The 19,606-nt window shown below is 72.9% G+C and carries 21 protein-coding genes and 1 pseudogene; 11 read left to right on the forward strand and 11 right to left on the reverse strand.

Going from position 1 to position 19,606, the window contains the following annotated elements; all coding sequences use genetic code 11:
- Positions 1 to 93 precede the first annotated feature (93 nt).
- Positions 94 to 429: pseudogene (locus BS72_RS39535) on the reverse strand (D-alanyl-D-alanine carboxypeptidase); the annotation flags it as partial.
- Between the two features lie 411 nt (positions 430 to 840).
- Here BS72_RS39535 and BS72_RS13670 point away from each other — a divergent pair.
- A complete protein-coding gene (locus BS72_RS13670; RefSeq protein ID WP_037910710.1) occupies positions 841 to 1,332 on the forward strand; it encodes an inorganic diphosphatase in 492 nt (163 codons plus the stop codon).
- A gap of 129 nt (positions 1,333 to 1,461) precedes the next feature.
- Here BS72_RS13670 and BS72_RS13675 read toward each other — a convergent pair whose 3' ends face one another.
- The 5 genes from BS72_RS13675 to BS72_RS13695 all read right to left on the reverse strand — a co-directional run bounded on the left by BS72_RS13675 (position 1,462) and on the right by BS72_RS13695 (position 6,182).
- Complete coding sequence (locus BS72_RS13675; RefSeq protein WP_037910712.1) at positions 1,462 to 2,148, reverse strand: maltokinase N-terminal cap-like domain-containing protein; 687 nt, start codon at positions 2,146 to 2,148, stop codon at positions 1,462 to 1,464.
- A gap of 93 nt (positions 2,149 to 2,241) precedes the next feature.
- Positions 2,242 to 2,460, reverse strand: a complete 219-nt coding sequence (locus BS72_RS13680; RefSeq protein ID WP_037910714.1) for a DUF397 domain-containing protein — start codon at positions 2,458 to 2,460, stop codon at positions 2,242 to 2,244.
- A complete protein-coding gene (locus tag BS72_RS13685) occupies positions 2,436 to 3,296 on the reverse strand; it encodes a helix-turn-helix domain-containing protein (RefSeq protein ID WP_051951083.1) in 861 nt (286 codons plus the stop codon). Before BS72_RS13685 ends, BS72_RS13680 begins: the two co-directional genes overlap by 25 nt.
- Before the next feature lie 354 nt (positions 3,297 to 3,650).
- A complete protein-coding gene (locus BS72_RS13690) occupies positions 3,651 to 5,264 on the reverse strand; it encodes an MFS transporter (protein WP_063836065.1) in 1,614 nt (537 codons plus the stop codon).
- A gap of 279 nt (positions 5,265 to 5,543) precedes the next feature.
- Positions 5,544 to 6,182 carry a TetR/AcrR family transcriptional regulator gene (locus BS72_RS13695; protein ID WP_037910716.1) on the reverse strand — a complete coding sequence of 213 codons (639 nt, stop codon included), beginning with the start codon at positions 6,180 to 6,182 and terminating at the stop codon, positions 5,544 to 5,546.
- A 189-nt stretch (positions 6,183 to 6,371) separates the two neighbouring features.
- Here BS72_RS13695 and BS72_RS36480 point away from each other — a divergent pair, with 189 nt between their 5' ends.
- The 5 genes from BS72_RS36480 to BS72_RS13715 all read left to right on the forward strand — a co-directional run bounded on the left by BS72_RS36480 (position 6,372) and on the right by BS72_RS13715 (position 8,649).
- Entirely contained in the window at positions 6,372 to 6,527 is a 156-nt protein-coding gene (locus tag BS72_RS36480) for a hypothetical protein (RefSeq protein WP_157856219.1), read from the forward strand.
- Positions 6,528 to 6,545: 18 nt separating this feature from the next.
- Entirely contained in the window at positions 6,546 to 6,884 is a 339-nt protein-coding gene (locus BS72_RS13700; protein ID WP_037910718.1) for a hypothetical protein, read from the forward strand.
- A gap of 11 nt (positions 6,885 to 6,895) precedes the next feature.
- On the forward strand, positions 6,896 to 7,402 hold the full coding sequence (locus BS72_RS13705; RefSeq protein WP_037910721.1) for a hypothetical protein: 507 nt from the start codon (positions 6,896 to 6,898) through the stop codon (positions 7,400 to 7,402).
- 115 nt (positions 7,403 to 7,517) lie between these two features.
- The gene (locus tag BS72_RS13710) at positions 7,518 to 8,024 is read left to right on the forward strand and encodes a hypothetical protein (protein WP_037910724.1); all 507 of its coding nucleotides are present in this window, start codon (positions 7,518 to 7,520) and stop codon (positions 8,022 to 8,024) included.
- 115 nt (positions 8,025 to 8,139) lie between these two features.
- Entirely contained in the window at positions 8,140 to 8,649 is a 510-nt protein-coding gene (locus BS72_RS13715; protein ID WP_037910726.1) for a hypothetical protein, read from the forward strand.
- Positions 8,650 to 8,748: 99 nt separating this feature from the next.
- Here BS72_RS13715 and BS72_RS13720 read toward each other — a convergent pair whose 3' ends face one another.
- Positions 8,749 to 9,147, reverse strand: coding sequence for a winged helix-turn-helix transcriptional regulator (locus tag BS72_RS13720; RefSeq protein ID WP_232792390.1), 399 nt, complete (start codon positions 9,145 to 9,147; stop codon positions 8,749 to 8,751).
- A 65-nt stretch (positions 9,148 to 9,212) separates the two neighbouring features.
- Here BS72_RS13720 and BS72_RS13725 point away from each other — a divergent pair, with 65 nt between their 5' ends.
- Positions 9,213 to 10,619 carry an MFS transporter gene (locus BS72_RS13725; RefSeq protein WP_157856220.1) on the forward strand — a complete coding sequence of 469 codons (1,407 nt, stop codon included), beginning with the start codon at positions 9,213 to 9,215 and terminating at the stop codon, positions 10,617 to 10,619.
- Between the two features lie 113 nt (positions 10,620 to 10,732).
- Here BS72_RS13725 and BS72_RS13730 read toward each other — a convergent pair whose 3' ends face one another.
- The 4 genes from BS72_RS13730 to BS72_RS13745 all read right to left on the reverse strand — a co-directional run bounded on the left by BS72_RS13730 (position 10,733) and on the right by BS72_RS13745 (position 15,380).
- Positions 10,733 to 11,560, reverse strand: a complete 828-nt coding sequence (locus BS72_RS13730; protein ID WP_051951085.1) for a PIG-L deacetylase family protein — start codon at positions 11,558 to 11,560, stop codon at positions 10,733 to 10,735.
- 47 nt (positions 11,561 to 11,607) lie between these two features.
- Entirely contained in the window at positions 11,608 to 12,045 is a 438-nt protein-coding gene (locus BS72_RS13735) for a hypothetical protein (protein WP_157856221.1), read from the reverse strand.
- A gap of 244 nt (positions 12,046 to 12,289) precedes the next feature.
- Entirely contained in the window at positions 12,290 to 13,873 is a 1,584-nt protein-coding gene (locus BS72_RS13740; RefSeq protein WP_232792610.1) for a threonine/serine exporter family protein, read from the reverse strand.
- A gap of 751 nt (positions 13,874 to 14,624) precedes the next feature.
- Positions 14,625 to 15,380: a DedA family protein gene (locus BS72_RS13745; protein WP_037910730.1), complete on the reverse strand. Its 756-nt coding sequence runs from the start codon at positions 15,378 to 15,380 to the stop codon at positions 14,625 to 14,627.
- Between the two features lie 200 nt (positions 15,381 to 15,580).
- On the opposite strand from BS72_RS13745, the gene BS72_RS13750 reads away from it, so the two are divergent.
- The 4 genes from BS72_RS13750 (at position 15,581) to BS72_RS13765 (ending at position 19,387) form a co-directional block, all read left to right on the forward strand.
- The gene (locus BS72_RS13750; protein WP_037910732.1) at positions 15,581 to 16,972 is read left to right on the forward strand and encodes an ABC transporter ATP-binding protein; all 1,392 of its coding nucleotides are present in this window, start codon (positions 15,581 to 15,583) and stop codon (positions 16,970 to 16,972) included.
- Between the two features lie 168 nt (positions 16,973 to 17,140).
- Positions 17,141 to 17,506, forward strand: a complete 366-nt coding sequence (locus BS72_RS13755; protein WP_037910734.1) for a YbjQ family protein — start codon at positions 17,141 to 17,143, stop codon at positions 17,504 to 17,506.
- Positions 17,507 to 17,644: 138 nt separating this feature from the next.
- On the forward strand, positions 17,645 to 19,045 hold the full coding sequence (locus tag BS72_RS13760; protein WP_037910736.1) for a glutamate decarboxylase: 1,401 nt from the start codon (positions 17,645 to 17,647) through the stop codon (positions 19,043 to 19,045).
- Between the two features lie 120 nt (positions 19,046 to 19,165).
- Positions 19,166 to 19,387, forward strand: a complete 222-nt coding sequence (locus BS72_RS13765; protein ID WP_037910738.1) for a dodecin — start codon at positions 19,166 to 19,168, stop codon at positions 19,385 to 19,387.
- Positions 19,388 to 19,606: the final 219 nt, after the last annotated feature.

Raw genomic sequence — 19,606 nt, forward strand, 5'->3', positions numbered from 1 at the left:
GGTCGTAGGCGCGGGGGCGGGGCCGCTGGTGCTGGTGTCGAGCCGGCCCTCGTTCTCCATCAGGGGTGTGACGGGGGCGAGGTTGTCGTTACGCCCGATCGGGTGGAGCAGCGCGCCGGTGTAGAGCGAGGTGTCGTAGCCGAGGCGGACGGTGGTGGTACCGCGGGCCTTCAGGGCGGCGGCGGTGTCGGCGGCGAGCTGTTCCAGCCGGAGCGTCGGATCGCCGCCGCCGACCAGGACGACGCGGTCGCCGCCCGCGGCCACGACGTCGGTGGTCAGCCGGGCGTCCGGGCCGAGCAGGCCGAGCGCGGCGGTCGCGGTGGCGAGCTTCGTGGTGGAGGCGGGGGTGGTGGCCGTGCCGTCGCCGTGGTCGTAGAGGACCTTGCCGGTGGCGGCGTCCACGACCACCCCGGTGGAGAGGGTGCCCATGCCGTAGGCGGTGAGCAGCGGGTCGAGCCGGGTGCGCTCGGCGGCCGAGGAGGGCGCGGCGCCGGTGCCGGCCCCGGCCGGGGCGAGCACGGGCGCGGCCGCGGGTACGACGGCGGGCGCCGCGCCCTGCGGGGCGGCGGCTGCCGCCTGGCCGGCTTGCGCGGCGCGCGGTCTCCCGGTGGCGTCCCGGGCGGCGGCGGAGGAGCGCTCCGCGGTGCGCTGGCCGCCCCGCCAGGGCCCCGAGGCCGCGATCGCGCCGCCGGCGACCAGCACCCCTATCGCGGCGGAGCCCGCCACCACCTGCCACGTCCTGCCGAGCGGCACTGCCGACCAGCCCCTTTCGCGACCACCCCGATGCGTGGGAGACACTTAACCACCCACACGTGTGCTGATGACTTGAGGAGTAGGTCCGTGGAGTTCGACGTCACGATCGAGATCCCGAAGGGTTCGCGCAACAAGTACGAGGTGGACCACGAGACGGGTCGCATCCGCCTGGACCGGCGGCTCTTCACGTCCACCAGCTACCCCGCGGACTACGGCTTCATCGAGAACACCCTCGGCGAGGACGGCGACCCGCTGGACGCGCTGGTCCTGCTCGACGAGCCGACCTTCCCGGGCTGCCTGATCACCTGCCGGGCGATCGGCATGTTCCGGATGACCGACGAGGCCGGCGGCGACGACAAGGTGCTGGTCGTGCCGGCGTCCGACCCGCGGATGGAGCACCTGCGCGACATCCACCACGTCTCGGAGTTCGACCGGCTGGAGATCCAGCACTTCTTCGAGGTCTACAAGGACCTGGAGCCCGGCAAGTCCGTCGAGGGCGCCGACTGGGTCGGCCGCAAGGAGGCGGAGGCCGAGATCGAGGCGTCCCGCCGCCGCCTGCAGGAGAACGGCGGCCACTGAGGCCGTTCCCGGGGTGCGGGGAACCACGGTGTTCCCCGCACCCGGCACCTGGCCGCGCCGGGGCTGACCCGGGCGACGGGGGCGTACGCGGCCGTTCCCGGCGACTCGGCCGGCGACTCGGCCGGCGACTCAGCCGGCGGCGGGGTGCAGGACGGCGAACAGCCCGCGCACCCGCTCCTCCTCCTGGCCGCCGCACCACTCGGCCGTGAGCTGGGCCCGTGGCGCCGCCCCGGACGGCGCCGACTGCTCCGGCCGCAGCACCCGCACCAGGTGCAGGGTGAACGGCGCGAACGCGGGCGTCTCCACGGTCAGGTCGGTCCCGTCCGGCCCGTGTTCCACGGCGGTGACGGCGGCCTGCGCGGGCAGCGCGGGACCGCTGAGCAGCGGGGTGACGGTGGGGTCCGGGGTGTCCCCGACCGACTGCATCTGCGCGTCGGAGCGCAGGGCGAGCAGCGCCAGCAACTCGGCCTGGAGGACGGGGTCGTACGTCCCGTCGTAGACGTACCGGTGTCCCAGCACGCCGTGCTCGGTCTCCCCTATCAACGCGTGCTCCGCGCCCTCCAGCGGCGCGGAGCGGTACGTCAGCGGCACGAGGTAGTGCCGCGGCTCGCCGCCCGAGATGTCGGTGGCCACCATGAACTCGATCCCCACCTCGCCCTCCGGGTCGTCCAGCCGGAAGCCCCCGGTCTTCACCAGCTCCGTTCCGGGGGCGGGCACGCCGCCGTCCGCGCCCTGGTACCAGGGCTGGGCGGGCAGCCACGGTGCGATGAGCTCCAGCTTCCCGGGCTTCAACGTGGTCTTGTAGATGATCGACATGCCCCCAGCCAACCCGACACAGGGCACCTCCCGCATCCGGGAAACGCACAACGGCGTGTCGGCGACGTGTCAGGGGCCCCGGAAGGCCCCGGTTCAGGCCCCCGGGAACGCGTCGGCGCGCACGGCACCGACGAACGACGCCCACGCCTCGGCCGAGAACACCAGCGCGGGCCCCTGCGGGTCCTTCGAGTCCCGCACGGGCACCGCACCGGCGAAGCCGTCCGCCACCTCGACGCAGTCGCCCCCGTTGCCGTTGCTGTAGGACGACTTGCGCCAGGCGGCGGCCTTCAGCTCTGAGGCTGCGATGAACATGATGTGTGGTCCTCCAGTACGGATCGGAGCACTGCCAGGGTTCTCTCCGGCGACAACGCGAAGTCCCTGAGCTGATCGTAGGCCAACCGCAGGGTCTCCACCTCCTCTGATTCCTCGATGAGTTGGCCGCTCACGCTGCCTTCCAGATAGGCGATGTTGCGGCCGCTGGGCAGCCACAGCAGGGTCAGCGAACCGCCCAGCATGGGATGCGGCCCGGACGCGAAGTCCACGAGGTGCACGGTCACATGCGGCAGCTGCGCGGCATGGATCAGCCGTTCGAGCTGCTCGGTCCACGCGTCGTCGTCGGGCAGCCGGCGGCGGAGCGCCGACTCGTCGATCAGCACCCGGTAGGTGAGCAGGTTGGCCGTTCCGAGGATCCGCTCCTGCCGGGCCATCCGCTCACGGACCCACTCGGCGCACTGCTCCTCGGTGGCCCCCCAGGACGATCCCAGCTGTACCTGCGCGTACCGCTCGGTCTGGAGCAGTCCGGGGATCACCCCGGCCACGAACTGCTGCATACTTCCGGCCTCGGCCTCGACCTCCATGAAGCCCTCGTAGCGGCTCTTCGCGCCCTCGCGCTTGGCCAACTTCCACAGTCCGACGATGAGGTTGCCGGTGTCGTAGTAGCGGTCCAGCACGCGGGCGGCGTCGATGGAGCCGAGCCGCTCGCCGTTCTCCAGCCGGAAGAGGTACGACGGGTCGTACTTGGTCCGGCTGTTCAGCTCCCCCAACGACAGGCCCGAGCGCTCCCGCTGCCGGGCCAGCTCCGAGTGGTAGACCTTCCGGGCCGAGACGCTCTCGCCGTCGTCCATCGTGCTGTTGCTGTTGCTGTCCATCAGAGTGCAGCTCCTTCCCCTTGCCTGGAGTCCCGGACAAGCGCCCCTTCCACTCATGGCGGACGAGCGCCCCACCGGGACTTCCTCCCTCCGGCCGACCCTTTTCCGGTCCCGGGCTTGCCTCAAGGTGCAGGCAAATTAGACCAATTACCGGAATAACGGATCAGTGATGGTGATCGTAGAGGCTGGAGTTCACCCGCGTTCACGTAATGTCAGGGACTACTCACGAAAAGGTGACCCTCGATCGTTTCCGCCCCCCAACTCGACCGTGAGCTGGCTAGGAGGGCCGTCGGCCACCGCGGACGGGGCGGCCGGACGGCCCGGCTCACCCGCCCGTGACGGCCGGTTGGCGCCTCAGTGCGGGGCAGTGGCCGTCTCCGACGGGGCCGCCGACTCGGGCGCGGCGGCCGAGGGCTCGGCGGCGTCGGCCGTCTCGGCCTGTCGGCTGGGAACACGGCGCAGCAGCAGGGCCACCACGACCGCCGCGACCAGGGCCACCCCGGCGCCGGCGGCGAACGCCTGGTGGAGCCCGTCGACGAAGGCCCCGCGCGCGTCCCGCGCGACGGTGCCGCCGACGGCCTCCGCGCCGGCCAGCGAGGCGTGCGCCGCGCCCGCCGCCTTCGGCGGGAGCCCGGCCGGCAGGTCCAGGTTGTTGCGGTAGCCCGCGCTCAGCACGCTGCCGAAGATCGCGATGCCCAGCGCCCCGCCCAGTTCGCGGGAGAGGTCGTTCATCGCCGAGCCCACGTTCTGCAGGGCCCGTGGCAGCGCGTCGGTGATCTCGGTGGTGGCCGGGGTCATCGCCAGCCCCATGCCGGCGCCCAGCGGCAGCAGTCCGGCGACGACCAGCCCGTACGGGCTGTCCACGGCCAGCCGGGAGAGCACCGCCATTCCGGCCGCGACCAGCACCAGCCCGGCCGTCCACGGCCGCCGCAGGCCGATCCGCGCCACCAGGCGCGGGGTCAGCCGGGTCGCCGGCACCAGTGCCGCCGCCATCGGCAGCACGCCCACTGCCGCTGTCAACGGGCTGTCTCCGCGCACCAGTTGCAGGTACTGCATGGCCACGAAGATGAAGCCGAAGAAGACCATGAACTGGAGCGTCACCGACACCGAACCGGCCGCGAACCGCCGGTTGCGGAACAGCCGCGGGTCCAGCAGCGGGTGCTCGCGGCGCAACTCCCAGAGCGTGAAGCCGGCCAGCACGGCCAGGCCGAGCACGATGCCGCCGGAGGTGCGCGGGTCGCCCCAGCCCCGGGTCGGCGCCTCGATCACCGAGTAGACCAGCGCCAGCAGGCCGGCCACGGCGAGGAGCGCGCCGCCCACGTCCAGCCTGGGCTGACCGGGTTCCGCCGACTCCGGCACGAACGCCAGCGTGCCCGCGGCCGCGACCACCGCCAGCACCACGTTCAGCAGGAACGCCGAGCGCCACGACCACTCCTGGAGCAGCAGTCCCGTGCACAGCACCCCGACCACCGCGCTGGCGGCGGCCACCGCCGTCCACACGCTGACCGCCCGGGTCCGCTGCTCGCGCGGGAAGGTGCTGGTGATGGTGGACAGCGTCGCCGGCATCACCATGGCCCCGCCGACGCCCAGCAGGGCGCGCAGGGCGATGAGTTGGTCCGGGCTGCGGGTGAGCGTCGCCAGCACGGAGCCGCCCGCGAAGACGACCAGGCCGGCGAAGAGCAGCAGCCGACGGCCGAAGCGGTCGCCCAACGCCCCCGCCGGCAGCAGCAGTGCGGCGAACGCCAGGCTGTAGGCGTCCACCACCCAGGCCAGTTGAGTCTGGCCGGCGTGGGTGTCGCGGGCCAGGTCGGGCAGCGCGACGTTCAGCGAGGCCATCGCCGAGACGACCGCGCCGAGAGCGAGGCAGGTGATGAACAGGACCAGGCCGTGGCGGACCGGCCGGGTGCCCGCCGGCGGTCCGGCGGGGTGCTTCCCGGCCGCCCGGGGACGCGGGTCGACGGTGCGCATGGAGTTCCCCCTCCGTCAGGATTCCGTGCTGACCTGCCCACGGTCCCTCCGGCCGGCCGCCCGTCGCCACGCCGATGAATTACCGGCGGCGGTGGCGGCCGGTCCGCGGAGACACCGCCCTCCCGGACGGCCGGGTACCCGCACGCCAACGCACCGGCCCCACGCCGCCGGGCGGCCGGGAAGGCGGGCGGGGCACCGTCCGCGATGAATTCGCCTACTCGGTCCGGGGCTTGACGGCCGCACGGCGCCAACCCGCGGCCGGCCCCGGCGCTCAGCGCGTCAGAGGTCCTGCGGACGCGCGGGCCGCCGCCGCACCGGGCCCTGGAGGGCCGCCCGTACGGACGGCGTGAAGTGCCGTACGACCTCCTCCGCCGTCATGGAGGCGATCGGCTCCATCCGCAGCTGGTACCGGGTGACGATGATGCCCGCGATCTGGGTGCAGAACGCCATCGCCCGCGCCCGCGCGTGCGGTCCGCCGATCCTGTCGGCTATCCGCCCGATCACCTCACGCTCCATCACCTCCCTCACCAGGGCGGCGGCGGACGGGTCGACGGCGGTGCCGCGCAGCATCGCCAGCAGCGCGGGGCCGGACTCGGAGGAGTCCCACGCGGCGACCATCGTGCCCAGCGCCCGGGGGCCGAGCGTGGCCGGGTCGCCCCGGAGCAGCTCCGCGATCACCTCGACGGGGTTGGTCACCAGCGCCATCGCGGCGCCGAACAGCCCCCGCTTGGAGCCGAAGTAGTAGCTGACGAGTGCGGTGTCCACGCCCGCCTCCTCGGCGACGGACCGCAGCGTCACCGCGTCGTAGCCGCGCGCGAGGAACCGCCGCCGGGCTGCCGCGAGGATGGCCTCCCGTGCCCCCGTCGCCTCACCCGGCCGCCCCGGCCGCCGCCTCGCCGCAGAACCGTCACCCGTCATGGCCCGATGCTAGGCCGCCCCCGGCCCACCGTCCCAAGGGTTCGACGCCTCCCGCAGCCGCCCGTCACCGACCTCGTTACAACCGTTGCGGACAGAGCGCAGTTCTCCTATTGCGGAACGTCACGTTCCCTCCGTACGGTGCTTCCGTCATCACTCATCGCGATGTTCGGGGGCACAGTGACCGGTCCCATGGCCGACAATCCGCGGCGCGCCTGGCTCCAGCAGCTGCTGTCCAGCATGGACACCGACCTGGATGCCATGCGGCCGGTCCTGGACCGGCCCGCGCGGGACTTCGGCAGGCGAGGGAAGCGGCGCGGCGCACGCTCACAGCGAGTACTGGGATGACGGGCCGTCCTGTCCAACATGACGGACATCGTGGTGGGCCAGCCTGACAAGGTCACCGCGATGCCGAACGAGGACAAGACCGGTGCCCTGCCGGTGGACCCGCTGAACGAGGCCGACCTCGTCGGCTCGGCGGCGCAGAACGTGGGGCACAAGATCGGCGGTTACTGGGGAAGGCCACTGGAGGACGCCGGGGACTCCGTACACGCCTTCGGAGCCGCCCCAGACGACGTCGGGAGCATCGCCGGCGATCTTGAGACCGGTGGCCTCGACGGGACGGTCCACGACCTCAAGGACGCCGGTGACGCCGTGACCGACATGGGCAAGAACGCCCTTGACACCGTGACCGACTTCTTCTGACGGCAGGAGCCATGACCAGAACCCCGCGCACCGCAGGCGCGGCGACCGCCGCGCTTGTCGCGGCAGTCGCCCTCCTCGTCCTCACCAGCGGCTGCGCCGCGGTCCACCAGGGCGACGTCCAGCCGGCCGACGTCGAGAAGAAGGGGCACGCCTTCGTCCAGCAGACGTTGGCCGCCATAGGCAGCGTCACCGCCACGCCCAGGACCGCGGTGTTCGACGAGGGGTGGACCAAGTGCGCCACCGAGACCCCGGGACAGCACCGCTTCGACTACTCCTACGCCGTACGGGCCGACGTCCCGGCTGCGAAGGTCAAGGCGGCGCTCTCGGCCGTGAAAGCGGAGTACCTGCGTCACTCCTACACCCTTGAGTACCTGCCTCACCCGGAAAGCGGCGTCTCGGCGACCCTGCCCAAGAGCAATTGGCACTTCGGCGTCGACGCCAGCGGGACAACGACGCTCAGCGTCAGCGTGGACTCCGACTGCGTCTTCACCCGCCACGCCCCCAAGACGGTGAAGTAGCCCCGGACCAGGGCCGACGCGGAGGCGCAACAGCCTCGCGGGAGTGGCGCGGCTCTGGGAACGACGGCAAGGACGTTCTCCACACGGTGACCGACTTCTTCTGACAGCAGGAGCCATGACCAGAACCCCGCGCACCGCAGGCACGGCGACCGCCGCGCTTGTCGCGGCAGTCGCCCTCCTCGTCCTCACCAGCGGCTGCGCCGCCGTCCACCAGGGCGACGTCCAGCCCACCGACGTCGAGAAGAAGGGGCACGTCTTCGTCCAGCAGACCCTGGCCGCTATCCGACCCGTCACCGGAACGGCGAAGACCACGGTCTACGACCAGGGCTGGACCCAGTGCGCGACCGAGACACCAGGACAGCACCGCTTCGAGTACACCTTCTTTGTCGATGTCGCGGTACCGAAGTCGAAGTTGGGTTCCGTCGTGACCGCCGCCCGGGCGGACTTCGCACATCGTGGCTACACGAACGAGTACGTACCCGAACCAGCGACAGGTGCCGTGGCCGCTCCGCCCAAGAGTGAGTGGCGGATCAACGTCGGCGCCGGCGAGGGTGCGACCGTCCTGCTCGGCGTGGACTCCGACTGCGTCTTCACCCGCCACGACCCCAAGACGGTGAAGTAGCCCCGGACCAGGGCCGACGCGGAGGCGCAACAGCCTCGCGGGAGTGGCGCGGCTCTGGGAACGACGGCAAGGACGTTCTCCACACGGTGACCGACTTCTTCTGACAGCAGGAGCCATGACCAGAACCCCGCGCACCGCAGGCACGGCGGCCCCCGCGGCGCTTGCTGCGGCAGTCGCCCTCCTCGTCCTCACCAGCGGCTGCGCCGCCGTCCACCAGGGCGACGTCCAGCCCACCGACGTCGAGAAGAAGGCGGACGCGCTCATCGAGCGGACCGTCGCCGCGCTTCGCCCCGTCACCGGGACGACGAAGGCGACGGTCTACGACCGGCGCTGGACCCGGTGTTCGACGGAGACGCCCGGGCAGCACCGCTTCGACTACGTCTACGGCCTGTCGCTCGCGGTTCCGCAGGCGAAGGCCGCTGCCGTCATGCGAGCCGCCAACGCCTTCTTCGCCAAGCGCGGTTACAGGGTCGGCTACTCCGATGCCCCGGACAAGCGGACGAGCGCGGATCTGTCGAAGTCCCACGAGAGCATCGGACTGGGTGTCCAGAACGCCGGTCATATCGCCGTGCTGTACGACTCCGACTGCGTCTTCACCCGCCACGACCCCAAGACGGTGAAGTAGCCCCGGACCAGGGCCGGCGCGGGCCGGGCGGTGCCGCTCCAGGCGTACCGCTCGGCCCGTTCGCACGCCGGCGGCGGTCGGGGAACCCGACCCGAAAGGTCACTGGTGGTGGGCGCTTTGGGCTTGCTCGACCTCGTCGAGGTGGGACTCGCCCCAGGCAAGGAGGGGTTGCAGTGCCCGCCTGAGCGATCGCCCGAGGTCGGTGAGTTCGTATTCGACGTGGGGAGGGACGACCGGATAGACGGTGCGGGTCAGGAGGCCGCTGGTCTCCAGCGAACGGAGGTGCTGGGTGAGCACCTTGGGGGTGATGCCGACGACGGCTCGCTGCACCGCGCTGTAGCGGGCTCTCCCCTCGGACAGCGTGCACAGGATCGACAGCATCCACTTGTCGGCGACCAGGTCGAAGACCCGGCGGGTCGTGCAGCTCTGCTCCAGCCGCATCGGGGTGATACCGCCGGCGGCCTCGGCGACGCCTCGCGGCGAGGTGACACTATCCATTTGGATAGTATGGCACTTTATTGTGCATACTTCCTGGTCAGCGCAGTACTCCGGAGACTGGGTGTGTGACGACATCGGAATCTGTGGCCGCGCCCGTCCGCCGGACGGCGCATGGCTCCGCGGCGGTACTGGCCATCCTGTGCACCGCTCAGGCCCTCGACATCATGAACCTCTCCTCGGTCAACATGGCGCTGCCCGCGATGGCGCGGGACTGGGACGCCTCCCCCGAGCGGCTCTCCTGGGTGGTGTCGGCCTACTCCCTGGTGTTCGCCGGTTTCCTGATGGTGGCCGGGCGGGCCGCTGACCTGTACGGGCGACGCCGGGCGCTGCTGTGCGGGATGGTGGTGTTCGCGGGTGCGTCCGCGGTGGTGTGGGCCTCCACCTCGCTGGTGCTCGCCGTGGTGGCCCGTGCGGTCCAGGGGGCCGGCGCGGCGGTGACGGTCTCGGCCGCGCTCGGGCTGATCGGCGCGCTGTGGGACGAGGAACCGGGGCGGTCACGGGCGCTGGGGGCGTTCGGTGCCATGGGCGGCGTGGGCCTCGCGTTCGGCCTGGTCGTCGGGGGTGCGCTGGCGGGGTCGGTCGGCTGGCGGGCGATGTTCGCCGTCAACGTCCTCGTGGTGGTCGCGCTCATCGCGGGAGTGCTCGCGCTGATACCGGCGGACGGCCGTCAGGACCAGTCGCGCGGACGGCTCGATCTCCCCGGTGCGGCGCTGGTGACCCTCGGTCTGCTGGCGCTCTCCTTCGCCTTGACCCGGCTGGGCGGGAACGCGGCCGATGGTCCTGGATGGGCGGTCGCAGCCGTGGCGGTGGCCCTCCTCGCCGGCTTCGCGCTCTGGCAGCGGCGGGCGGCCCAACCGCTGGTCCCACCGGCGGTGTGGAAGCGGCCGAACCTCTCCGCGGCCCTGGTGGTCGCCGTGTTCATGTACGCGGGATGGGTCGGGGTGAACTACCTCGCCGCGCTCCTGCTGCAGAACGTCCTCGGGTTCACTCCGCTCGCCACGGGCGTGGCCTTCCTGCCGCTGGCCGTCGGCGGCACCCTCCTGCCCCTGGCCGCGGGGCGCCTGGTCCCACGCGTGGGGGTGCGCCGGCTCATGCTGTTCGGGCTGGCCTGCTCCACGGTCGGCCTCGCGCTGTTCTCCCTGGTCGGCCCCGGAACGAACTACTGGGTTGTCATCCTGCCGATCCTGGTCGTCCTCATCGTCGGCCTCTCGCAGACCTTCGTGCCGGCGAACATCACCGCGCTGTCCGGTGCGGGACCCGAAGAGCAGGCACTGGCGGGCGCCATGTTCAACACCGCGCTCCAGATCGGGGGCGGCCTCGGCCTCGCGGTCCTCTCCACCGTCGCCGCCACGGCCGGTGGCGACGTGCTGGCCGGTTACCGGGCAGGCTTCCTCACCGCCGCGGGCATCTCGCTCGCGGCACTGCTCACCGTCCTGGCCGGCATCCGCGCCCCCCGCCGTCCGAACGGCTGACCACCGCCACCACCGGCCGAACGGCCGACCACCGCCACCACCGGATGCCCGGCTGACCACCGCCGCCGCCGCCGGATGCCCGGCGGCGTCACCAACGCCACGGCCTCGTACGGCTATCGGCCGCCGAAGAGAGCGGCCGGTTCCACGGGACGGGCCGGGGTCCCGGGGGCGCGGGTCCCGGGGGCGGGGGTCCCGGGGGCGGTGGCGTCCGTGAACCACTCGTACCCGAGGACCAGGCCGAAGACCGGTGCCGGCAGGCGCAGGAGCAGGCGCAGCAGGGGGGCCAGCCGACCGGTGCCGCGCACCTGGGAACGGTGGGCGGCGAGGGCGGCCTGCTTCTGGCGGGCGTACCGCCGGACGTCGACCCGGTGGGTGATCGCCGCCCGGGGGCTGTACGCGTCGGGTGCGACGGCGTCGTGGCGGATCGGCAGCCGCAGCCGGTCGATCAGGCGCAGCACGCGGACGACCAGGTCGCGGGGCATCGTCGCCTCCAGCACCGTGTCGACGCCGCCGAGTTCGGCGGCCCGGCGGCCCACCTGGTGGACGCGGAGGTGGTCGCGGTGTCCGTAGCCGCCGTTGGCGTCGTAGCTGAGCAGCGCCCGGGGCCGTTCCTCCCGGAGGATGCCGGCCAGCCGCTGGGCCGCCTCCTCGACGTCGGCCCGGGCGAAGCGGACCCGGTCGGCCGGGTCGGGGGGGACGTCCGGGCCGTTGCCGCTGTCCGCGTACCCCAGGTGGACCACCCGGGCCACGCCGAGGACGGCCGCGCTCGCGTGCAGTTCGGCCATGCGCGCCGACCCGGCCGCCGGGACCTCACCCACCACTCCGTCGGTGGCCACGACGACGACCACCCGGTGTCCCTCGGCGGCGGCGCGGGCGAGGGTGCCGCCCGTCATCAGCACCTCGTCGTCCGGATGGGCGTGGAACGCCACAACAGTCGCCATGGCGGCCCATCCTGCCGCACCGAGGAGGCCCGGGGCCGCCGCGCACCCTAACGGGTGTACCAACCGCCCAGGCGTCCGACGAGTCCCCTGGCCCCGCCCACCGCGCGCCGCCGCGCCTGGACCTTCGACTCCCACGTCAGGAGCCGCGCGGGGCTCTGCCATGCCTGCCCTGCCAGCGCGTTGATCCTGGCCTCGACCTCGCGCAGGTGCTCGCCTATCCGCTGGATCGCCAGGTTGCTGCCGCGTACCCAGAGCACGGCGAGCGCGATCGTCAGGACGGAGACGTAGAGGTTCGGCGACCGGTAGGTCAGGCGGTTCGACGCGGCCAGCAGAGCCGAGATGACGCCGGCCAGCCCGATCATCTGCATGCGCGCGGCGACCCGCTGGGTGATCTCCTCGCGTAACGCGCGGTACTCCTCGAACAGCGCGCCGATCTCCTCGTCCACCCTGCGCTCGGGAGGGCGCGGCTCGGACGTCGGGCTCACGGATTCCTCTGGCAGCATGTGCCCCCCTGCGTCGCTTCCGCACCCTGCGGTCGGCGGACGACCCGATGCCTACCCCTGGGACCTCGCCGCCATACGGACGAAGGGCGGCTTCGGCCCGCCGCACAGCACGGCACCCGCTCCCGCGTCGGCAAACGGGAGCCCCCCGAACGCGTACGCCGCCGCTCTCCACCGGAACCGCCACCACCGCCGGTCCGAGGCGGGCACGGAGGCTCGGGCCCCGGGGTCAGAAGCCGCGGGTGCGCTTCGCGCCGCGGCGCGGGATCGCGGTGCCCGGGGTGCGCAGCGCCAGGCGGGCGATCTCGTTGCCGAGGTTCACGCCGATGGCCAGCGCGAGGGCCAGCGCCGCGGCCTTGGTCAGCTGGGTCAGGGCGGCCTGCGGATGGTGCTGGGTGAGGGCGAGCAGCCCGAAGTACGTCGCGGAGCCCGGCAGCAGCGGCGCGATCGCCGCCGTCACGTACGGCAGCACCGACACGTAGCGGTAGCGGGCCATCAGCTGGCCGAAGAGGCCGACCAGGCCCGCCGCCGCGGCCGTCGCCGCGACCTGGTTGCCGCCCGCCCTCTGGTGCAGCACCCCGAAGACGGTCCAGGCCACGCCGCCGTTGAGGGTGGCCGCCAGCAGCACCCCGCGCTCGCACTGGAGCAGGACCGCGAAGGCGAGCGTGAGCACCATCGCCGCCGGCAGCTGCACCCACGGCCGGTCGTAGGAGCGCAGCGCCTGGTCCGGGTTGAGGTCGACGCCGAGGGTGACCCCGCAGTACAGCACCAGCGTCACCCCGACGACGATGCCGACGATCAGGTAGACGACCTCCAGCAGGCGCGCCGCGGCCGTGATGTAGAAGGCGGTCAGGCCGTCCTGGACGGCCGCCACCAGGGCGCGGCCGGGCAGCAGGGCGAAGAGGCCACCGGTGATCACCGCCGAGGACTGGAGCCCGGTGGCGCCCGGAATCCAGTGGCCGTAGTGGTCCACGAGGACGCCCATCGCGGCCGCCGGCATCGCGGCCACCGCGAACTGGTAGAACTCCGGCAGCCCGCGCCCGGCCAGCAGCCACGCCAGCCGGTCGCCGAGCATCGCGGCCACCGCGGCGCCGGCGAAGATCACCGGACCGCCGCCGACCAGCACGCTCGCCGCGCCGGCGAGCAGCCCGGCCGCGCCGGTGAGCACCCACGTGCCGTACGGGTGCCGGTTGCGGCGGATGGCGGCGAGCGCGCCGTACGCCTCCTCCAGGGTGACCTCGTGCGCGGTGATCCCGTCCACGAGGTGGAAGACCGCGGCCAGCCGGGTGTAGTCGGTGCCGCGGCGCCGCACCGTGCGGCTCATGGTGAGCGGCGGCTCGGTGAGCGAGGGCTGGTGGGAGATGCCGAGCAGCGTGAAGGTGACGGTGGGCTCGACCCGGGCGAGCCCGAAGGCGAAGGCGACGCCGAACATGGCCGCCTCCACGTCCTCCGCGCCCTCCCCGCCGGCCAGCAGCAGTTCGCCGATGCGCAGCGTCAGGTCGAGGACGCGGGGTACGGAGCCGGCGCCGCGCTCGACCTGCGGCTCGGGCCGCTCGGTGGACGGCATCCGCAGCATCGCGCGCATCCGGTCCGGCCAGAGGGCGCCCTCGGGCGGCAGCAGTACCGGTATCCCGCCGGGCGGGGTGAACGCGCTGCCGCCCGGAGCCGGGACCCCTGGCGGGGTGCCCCCGGGAGGGCCGAACGCGCTGCCGCCGCCGGGCGGCGCGAAGGCGCTGCCCGGCTGGGGGGTCGGCTGAGAGCTCGGCTGAGGGCTCCCGGCGGGAGCGGACGGGGCGCTCCCCGGGAGGCCCAGCCCGCTCCCCGGAAGGCTCGACGAGCCGCTCGGGCCGCTTCCGGCGCCGGAGCCCGCCCCGGGACCAGGCCCGGAACCGGCCCCGGTACCGGCGCCCGAACCGCCATCCGGACCGGCGCCCGAACCGGAGCCGGAGCCCGTGCCCGAAGCGGCCCGAGGCCCACCCGGCTGGGTGCCGCCGTCCGGTGTGCCGCCCTCGGGAGTGCCGTCGCCGGAGCCCTCGGACGGCTGGTCGCCACCGTCGCCGTCGCCGTAGACGTCGCCGTACGCGTCGTCGTCCGGCTTGGCGTCGTCCGGCGTGTCGTCCGACCGCTCCTCGCCGTACCCGCCGTCGTACGCGCCGTCGTCCGTCATGCCGCCGTCATCCGGACCGGAGCCCGAACCGGAGCCGGAGCCCGTGCCCGAAGCGGCCCGAGGCCCACCCGGCTGGGTGCCGCCGTCCGGTGTGCCGCCCTCGGGAGTGCCGTCGCCGGAGCCCTCGGACGGCTGGTCGCCACCGTCGCCGTCGCCGTAGACGTCGCCGTACGCGTCGTCGTCCGGCTTGGCGTCGTCCGGCGTGTCGTCCGACCGCTCCTCGCCGTACCCGCCGTCGTACGCGCCGTCGTCCGTCATGCCGCCGTCATCCGGCGTGCCGCCGTCGTCATCCGGCGTACCGCCGTCATCCGGCATGCCGCCGTCCCGCCCGGCGGCATCTCCTGTGCCGCCTGCGGCGTGGTTCTCCTCGCCTTCCTCGCCGTCACCGTCCACAGCGTCAGCGCTTCTGCGCCCGGTGCCGTCCGCGCGACGGAGCGGCGGCGGCCTCGATTCCCGTCCGGGCGGCCGGGTCGGCCGGGTGGGCACCGGTGCCCCTTACGGCCCCCGCCGCTTCCGCCGACTCGACCGCGCCGGCGCTTTTCCGGCGCGAGCGCAGGTACTCGATGCTGATCGGCACCACGGAGACGAGCACGACCAGCACGAGGATGGCCTCGATGTTGTCGCGCACGAAGGCGATCTGGCCGAGCCAGTAGCCCAGCACGGTGACGCCGGCGCCCCACAGGCTGCCGCCGACCATGTTGAAGGTGAGGAAGGTCCGGTAGTTCATCCGGCTGACGCCGGCCACGATCGGGGTGAAGGTGCGCACCACCGGCACGAAGCACGCCATCACGATGGCCTTGGGTCCGTGGTGCTCGAAGAAGGCGTGTGCCTTCTCGATGTTCTCCATCTTGAACAGCCGGGAGTCCGGCCGGTTGAAGAGCGACGGGCCGACCTTCCGCCCGAAGAAGTAGCCGGTCTGCTGGCCCACCACCGCCGCGCACGCGACGAGGACGGCCACCACGGCCAGCGGCTGGTGCAGGGTGCCGGAGGCGACCAGCAGCCCGGTGGTGAACAGCAGGGAGTCACCGGGCAGGAAGAATCCGATCAGTAGTCCGGACTCGGCGAAGACGACCAGCAGCACGCCCCACAGGCCGTACGTGGTGATCAGATGGTTCGGGTCGAGCCAGCTCGGTCCGAGCGCGATGTACGTCACGGATCAAAAGTATCAATCCAGTGTTGATACAAACGTTCCGCAACCTACAGGCAGTGCATTACGGTCTGCGCAGCGTCGACGACGCATCCACGCAAGTCCGGCACGTCACACAGGTTTCCCCAAGCCACACCTGTGTCGCAAGCCCCACCCCCCACGCGTTCCGTCACTGTGTCAGTCCGAGCCACCTGGCGGCCCTCCGAATGACTCGCGCCATCGCTCTGCACGAAGTGTCCAAGTACTACCCCAAGCAGCCCGTCCCGGCGGTCGACCGCTTCTCGCTGGAGATCGAACCCGGCGAGTTCCTGGTGCTGCTGGGGCCCTCCGGCTGCGGGAAGTCCACCGTCCTGCGGATGATCGCCGGCCTGGAGGACATCACCACCGGCGAGCTCCTGCTCGACGGCGAGTACAGCAACGACCTGGCCCCGGGCGACCGGCGGATGGCCATGGTGTTCCAGAACTTCGCCCTCTACCCGAGCATGACCAGCCGGGAGAACATCGGCTTCCCGCTGCGGTTCGAGATGCCCGGCGAGGAGCCCGGGCCGCGGGTGGAGGAGACGGCGCGGATTCTCGGCATCGAGGAGATCCTGGACCGCTTCCCCGGGCAGCTGTCCGGCGGTGAGCGGCAGCGGGTCGCGATGGGCCGGGCGATCTCCCGCCACCCGTCCGTCTTCCTGATGGACGAGCCGCTGTCCAACCTCGACGCCAAGCTCCGCGCCCACCTGCGGGCCGAGATCGCCCGGCTGACCCACGGCATGGGCGTGACGACCGTCTACGTCACGCACGACCAGGCCGAGGCGATGTCGCTGGGCGACCGGGTGGCGATCATGCGCAGCGGCGTGCTCCAGCAGATCGGTCCGCCCCGGGACGCCTACAACCTGCCGGAGAACGTGTTCGTGGCGGCGTTCGTGGGCACGCCGCGGATCAACCTGCTCCAGGCGACCGTGATCGCTCCACTCAGCGGGGGGATGTGGATCGACTTCGGCCGCCAGCGGCTGGGGCTGCCGGAGCCGCTCAGCCACGACCACCAGATGCTGCGCATCCAGCAGGGCCGGCCGGTCATCGTCGGGCTGCGCTCGGAGGCGGTGCGCGTCGCGCAGCCCAGCCAGGCGCGCCCGGGCGAGGTGGTGATCAGCGGCATCGTCGAGCACGTGGAGTACCAGGGCCACGAGTCGCTGGTGCACCTGAACACCGGCTCCCGCCCGGCGGTGGTACCGGAGCTGGAGGCGCCGCGGCCCGGTCCGGCGCGGTCGGGCGGGCGCGGCGGCGGCACGGGCGCCGGGTTCGGCAGGTTCGCGCACCGGGCGGCCCGCAGAATCCAGTCGACGGTGCTGGACCGCGACTTCGGCGGGCACGGCACGCACGGCGCACACGGCGGCGCGGCGCGGGGCGGGAAGGCCGCGGCGGTGATCGACCGGCCGCCGTCCCCGCCGGAGACCGAGACCGGCGACCTGGTCGTCAGGACCGGGCCGGACCTGCGGGTGCGGCGCGGCGACCGGGTGCCGCTGCTGGTGGACCTGGCGCACCTGTACGTCTTCGACCACGAGGGCCGGCGGATCTGCCCGGCCCCGAGCCGGCAGCCCCGTCTGGAGTAGTCGGCCGGGACCGGGCCGGTGGCCGGGTGGAGCGCGCCGGCCGGTGCCCGCCGGGCGGGTGTCACGGGCCGCGCCGTCCCGTCCCGGCCGGTCCGGGTCCGTCGGAGTCTGCCCGGGTCGGGGCTGCCGGGCCGGGATGGCGGCGCCCGGCGGGGGCACACTGCGGTCATGGGTATCGACGAGTACGGCGGCGGGCAGCCGCAGGACGCGCAGGTGCTGGTGGTCACCACCAACGACGTGCCGGGCTACCGGGTGCAGCGGGTGCTGGGCGAGGTCTTCGGCCTCACGGTGCGCTCGCGCCACCTGGGCAGCCAGATCGGCGCGGGGCTGAAGTCGATGGTCGGCGGCGAGCTCAGGGGGCTCACCAAGACCCTGGTGGAGACCCGCAACCAGGCGATGGAGCGGCTGGTGGAGCAGGTGAAGGCGCGCGGCGGCAACGCGGTGCTCGCCATGCGGTTCGACGTCACCGAGAGCGGCGACGTCGGCACGGAGGTGTGCGCGTACGGGACGGCCGTGGTGGTCGTCGAGGAGTAGGCGGCCGAGGCGGCGAAACGGTGCGCCCGGCCTGACGGGCGCGCCGGCGCGGGCGGGGAGACGGGTGGTGGCCCGGGCGGGCTGACCGTACCGTCGGCTGAGGGGGCACCCGACGCCGAACCCGCGAGAGGTCGCCGCATGTCCCTGCACAAAGGCACCGACGCCGAGCACGATCTGTCGGTCAACCCCTTCTTCGGCGCCGCCGACCCGGTCGGCGGCATGGAGTCCGCTCCGCCCAAGCACCGGCTGCCGGACGGGCCGATGGCGCCGGCGGCCGCGTACCAGCTGGTCCACGACGAGCTGATGCTCGACGGCAACTCCCGGCTGAACCTCGCCACCTTCGTCACCACCTGGATGGAGCCGCAGGCGGCGGTCCTGATGGCGGAGTGCGCCGACAAGAACATGATCGACAAGGACGAGTACCCGCGGACCGCCGAGCTGGAGCGGCGCTGCGTGGCGATCCTCGCCGACCTGTGGAACGCGCCCGACCCGTCGGCGGTCGTCGGCTGCTCCACCACGGGCTCCTCCGAGGCGTGCATGCTCGCCGGGATGGCGCTCAAGCGGCGCTGGGCGAAGCGCACCCCGGGGTACCCGGCGACGGCCCGGCCGAACCTGGTGATGGGCGCGAACGTGCAGGTGTGCTGGGAGAAGTTCTGCGCCTTCTGGGAGGTGGAGGCGCGGCTGGCGCCGATGAGCGGGGACCGGCTGCACCTGGACGCCGAGGCCGCGATGGCGCTGGTGGACGAGAACACCATCGGCGTCGTCGCCATCCTCGGCTCCACCTTCGACGGCTCCTACGAACCGGTCGCCGAGATCTGCGCCGCCCTGGACGACTACGAGCGGCGTACCGGCACGCACGTCCCGGTGCACGTGGACGGCGCGTCCGGCGGCATGGTGGCGCCCTTCCTCGACCCGGACGTGGTCTGGGACTTCCGGCTGCCGCGGGTGGCCTCCATCAACACCTCGGGCCACAAGTACGGGCTGGTCTACCCGGGCGTGGGCTGGGCGCTGTGGCGGGACGCGGAGGCGCTGCCGGAGGAGCTGGTCTTCCGGGTCAACTACCTCGGCGGCGACATGCCGACGTTCGCGCTGAACTTCTCCCGGCCGGGCGCGCAGGTCGTCGCGCAGTACTACTCGTTCCTGCGGCTGGGCCGGGACGGCTACCGCGCGGTCCAGCAGAGCAGCCGGGACGTGGCGACGGGGCTGGCCGCGCGCTTCGCCGAGCTGCCGGACTTCACGCTGATCACCACCGGGGACCAGTTGCCGGTCTTCGCCGTCACCACCGCGCCGGACGTCACGGCGTTCGACGTCTTCGACGTCTCCCGGCGGCTGCGCGAACGGGGCTGGCTGGTGCCCGCCTACACCTTCCCGGCCGAGCGGCAGGATCTGGCGGTGCTGCGGCTGGTCTGCCGCAACGGCTTCTCCCAGGACCTGGCCGATCTGCTCTTCGACGACCTGCACGCGCTGCTGCCCGAGCTGCGCCGCCAGCCGCACCCGCTGAACCGGCCCGAGTCCGTGGCGACGTCCTTCCACCACTGACAGACCTCCTTCCACCACTGACAGCCGCGCGCCTTCCGGGGTACCCGTCCGCCTGGGGGAACCGGGAACAGCTGAGAACGGCCCGGGAGAGCCGGGTGTCCGAGACAAGGGAGCCCCGTCATGAGCGAGCACACCTACCGCGTCACCGAGATCGTCGGCACCTCGCCCGAGGGCGTGGACGCCGCCGTGCGCAACGGCATCCGCCGGGCCTCGCGCACCCTGCGCGGCCTCGACTGGTTCGAGATCACGCAGGTCCGCGGGCACATCGTCGACGGGGAGGTGGCGCACTACCAGGTCGGCCTGAAGCTGGGCTTCCGCCTGGAGGACAGCGGCTCGCACTGACCGGCGGGCGGTCCCCGGATCGCCGACGGCGGGCAGGAGGGCGAGAGGGGCGAGCGGGCGAGCGGACGAGCGGGGCGAGCGGGCCCCTGCGGAGACGGCCGCCGCCCGGGCCGCGCTGCGCCGAACGGGGGCTTTTGCCCGGACGGTGGCGAACCGTTCGGCCGAAGACCGGTCGCAGAAACCGATGAACCGTCAAATCCTCTTGTCATGAGGTCAGAT

Source organism: Actinacidiphila yeochonensis CN732 (genome assembly GCF_000745345.1).
Taxonomy (GTDB): Bacteria; Actinomycetota; Actinomycetes; order Streptomycetales; family Streptomycetaceae; genus Actinacidiphila; species Actinacidiphila yeochonensis.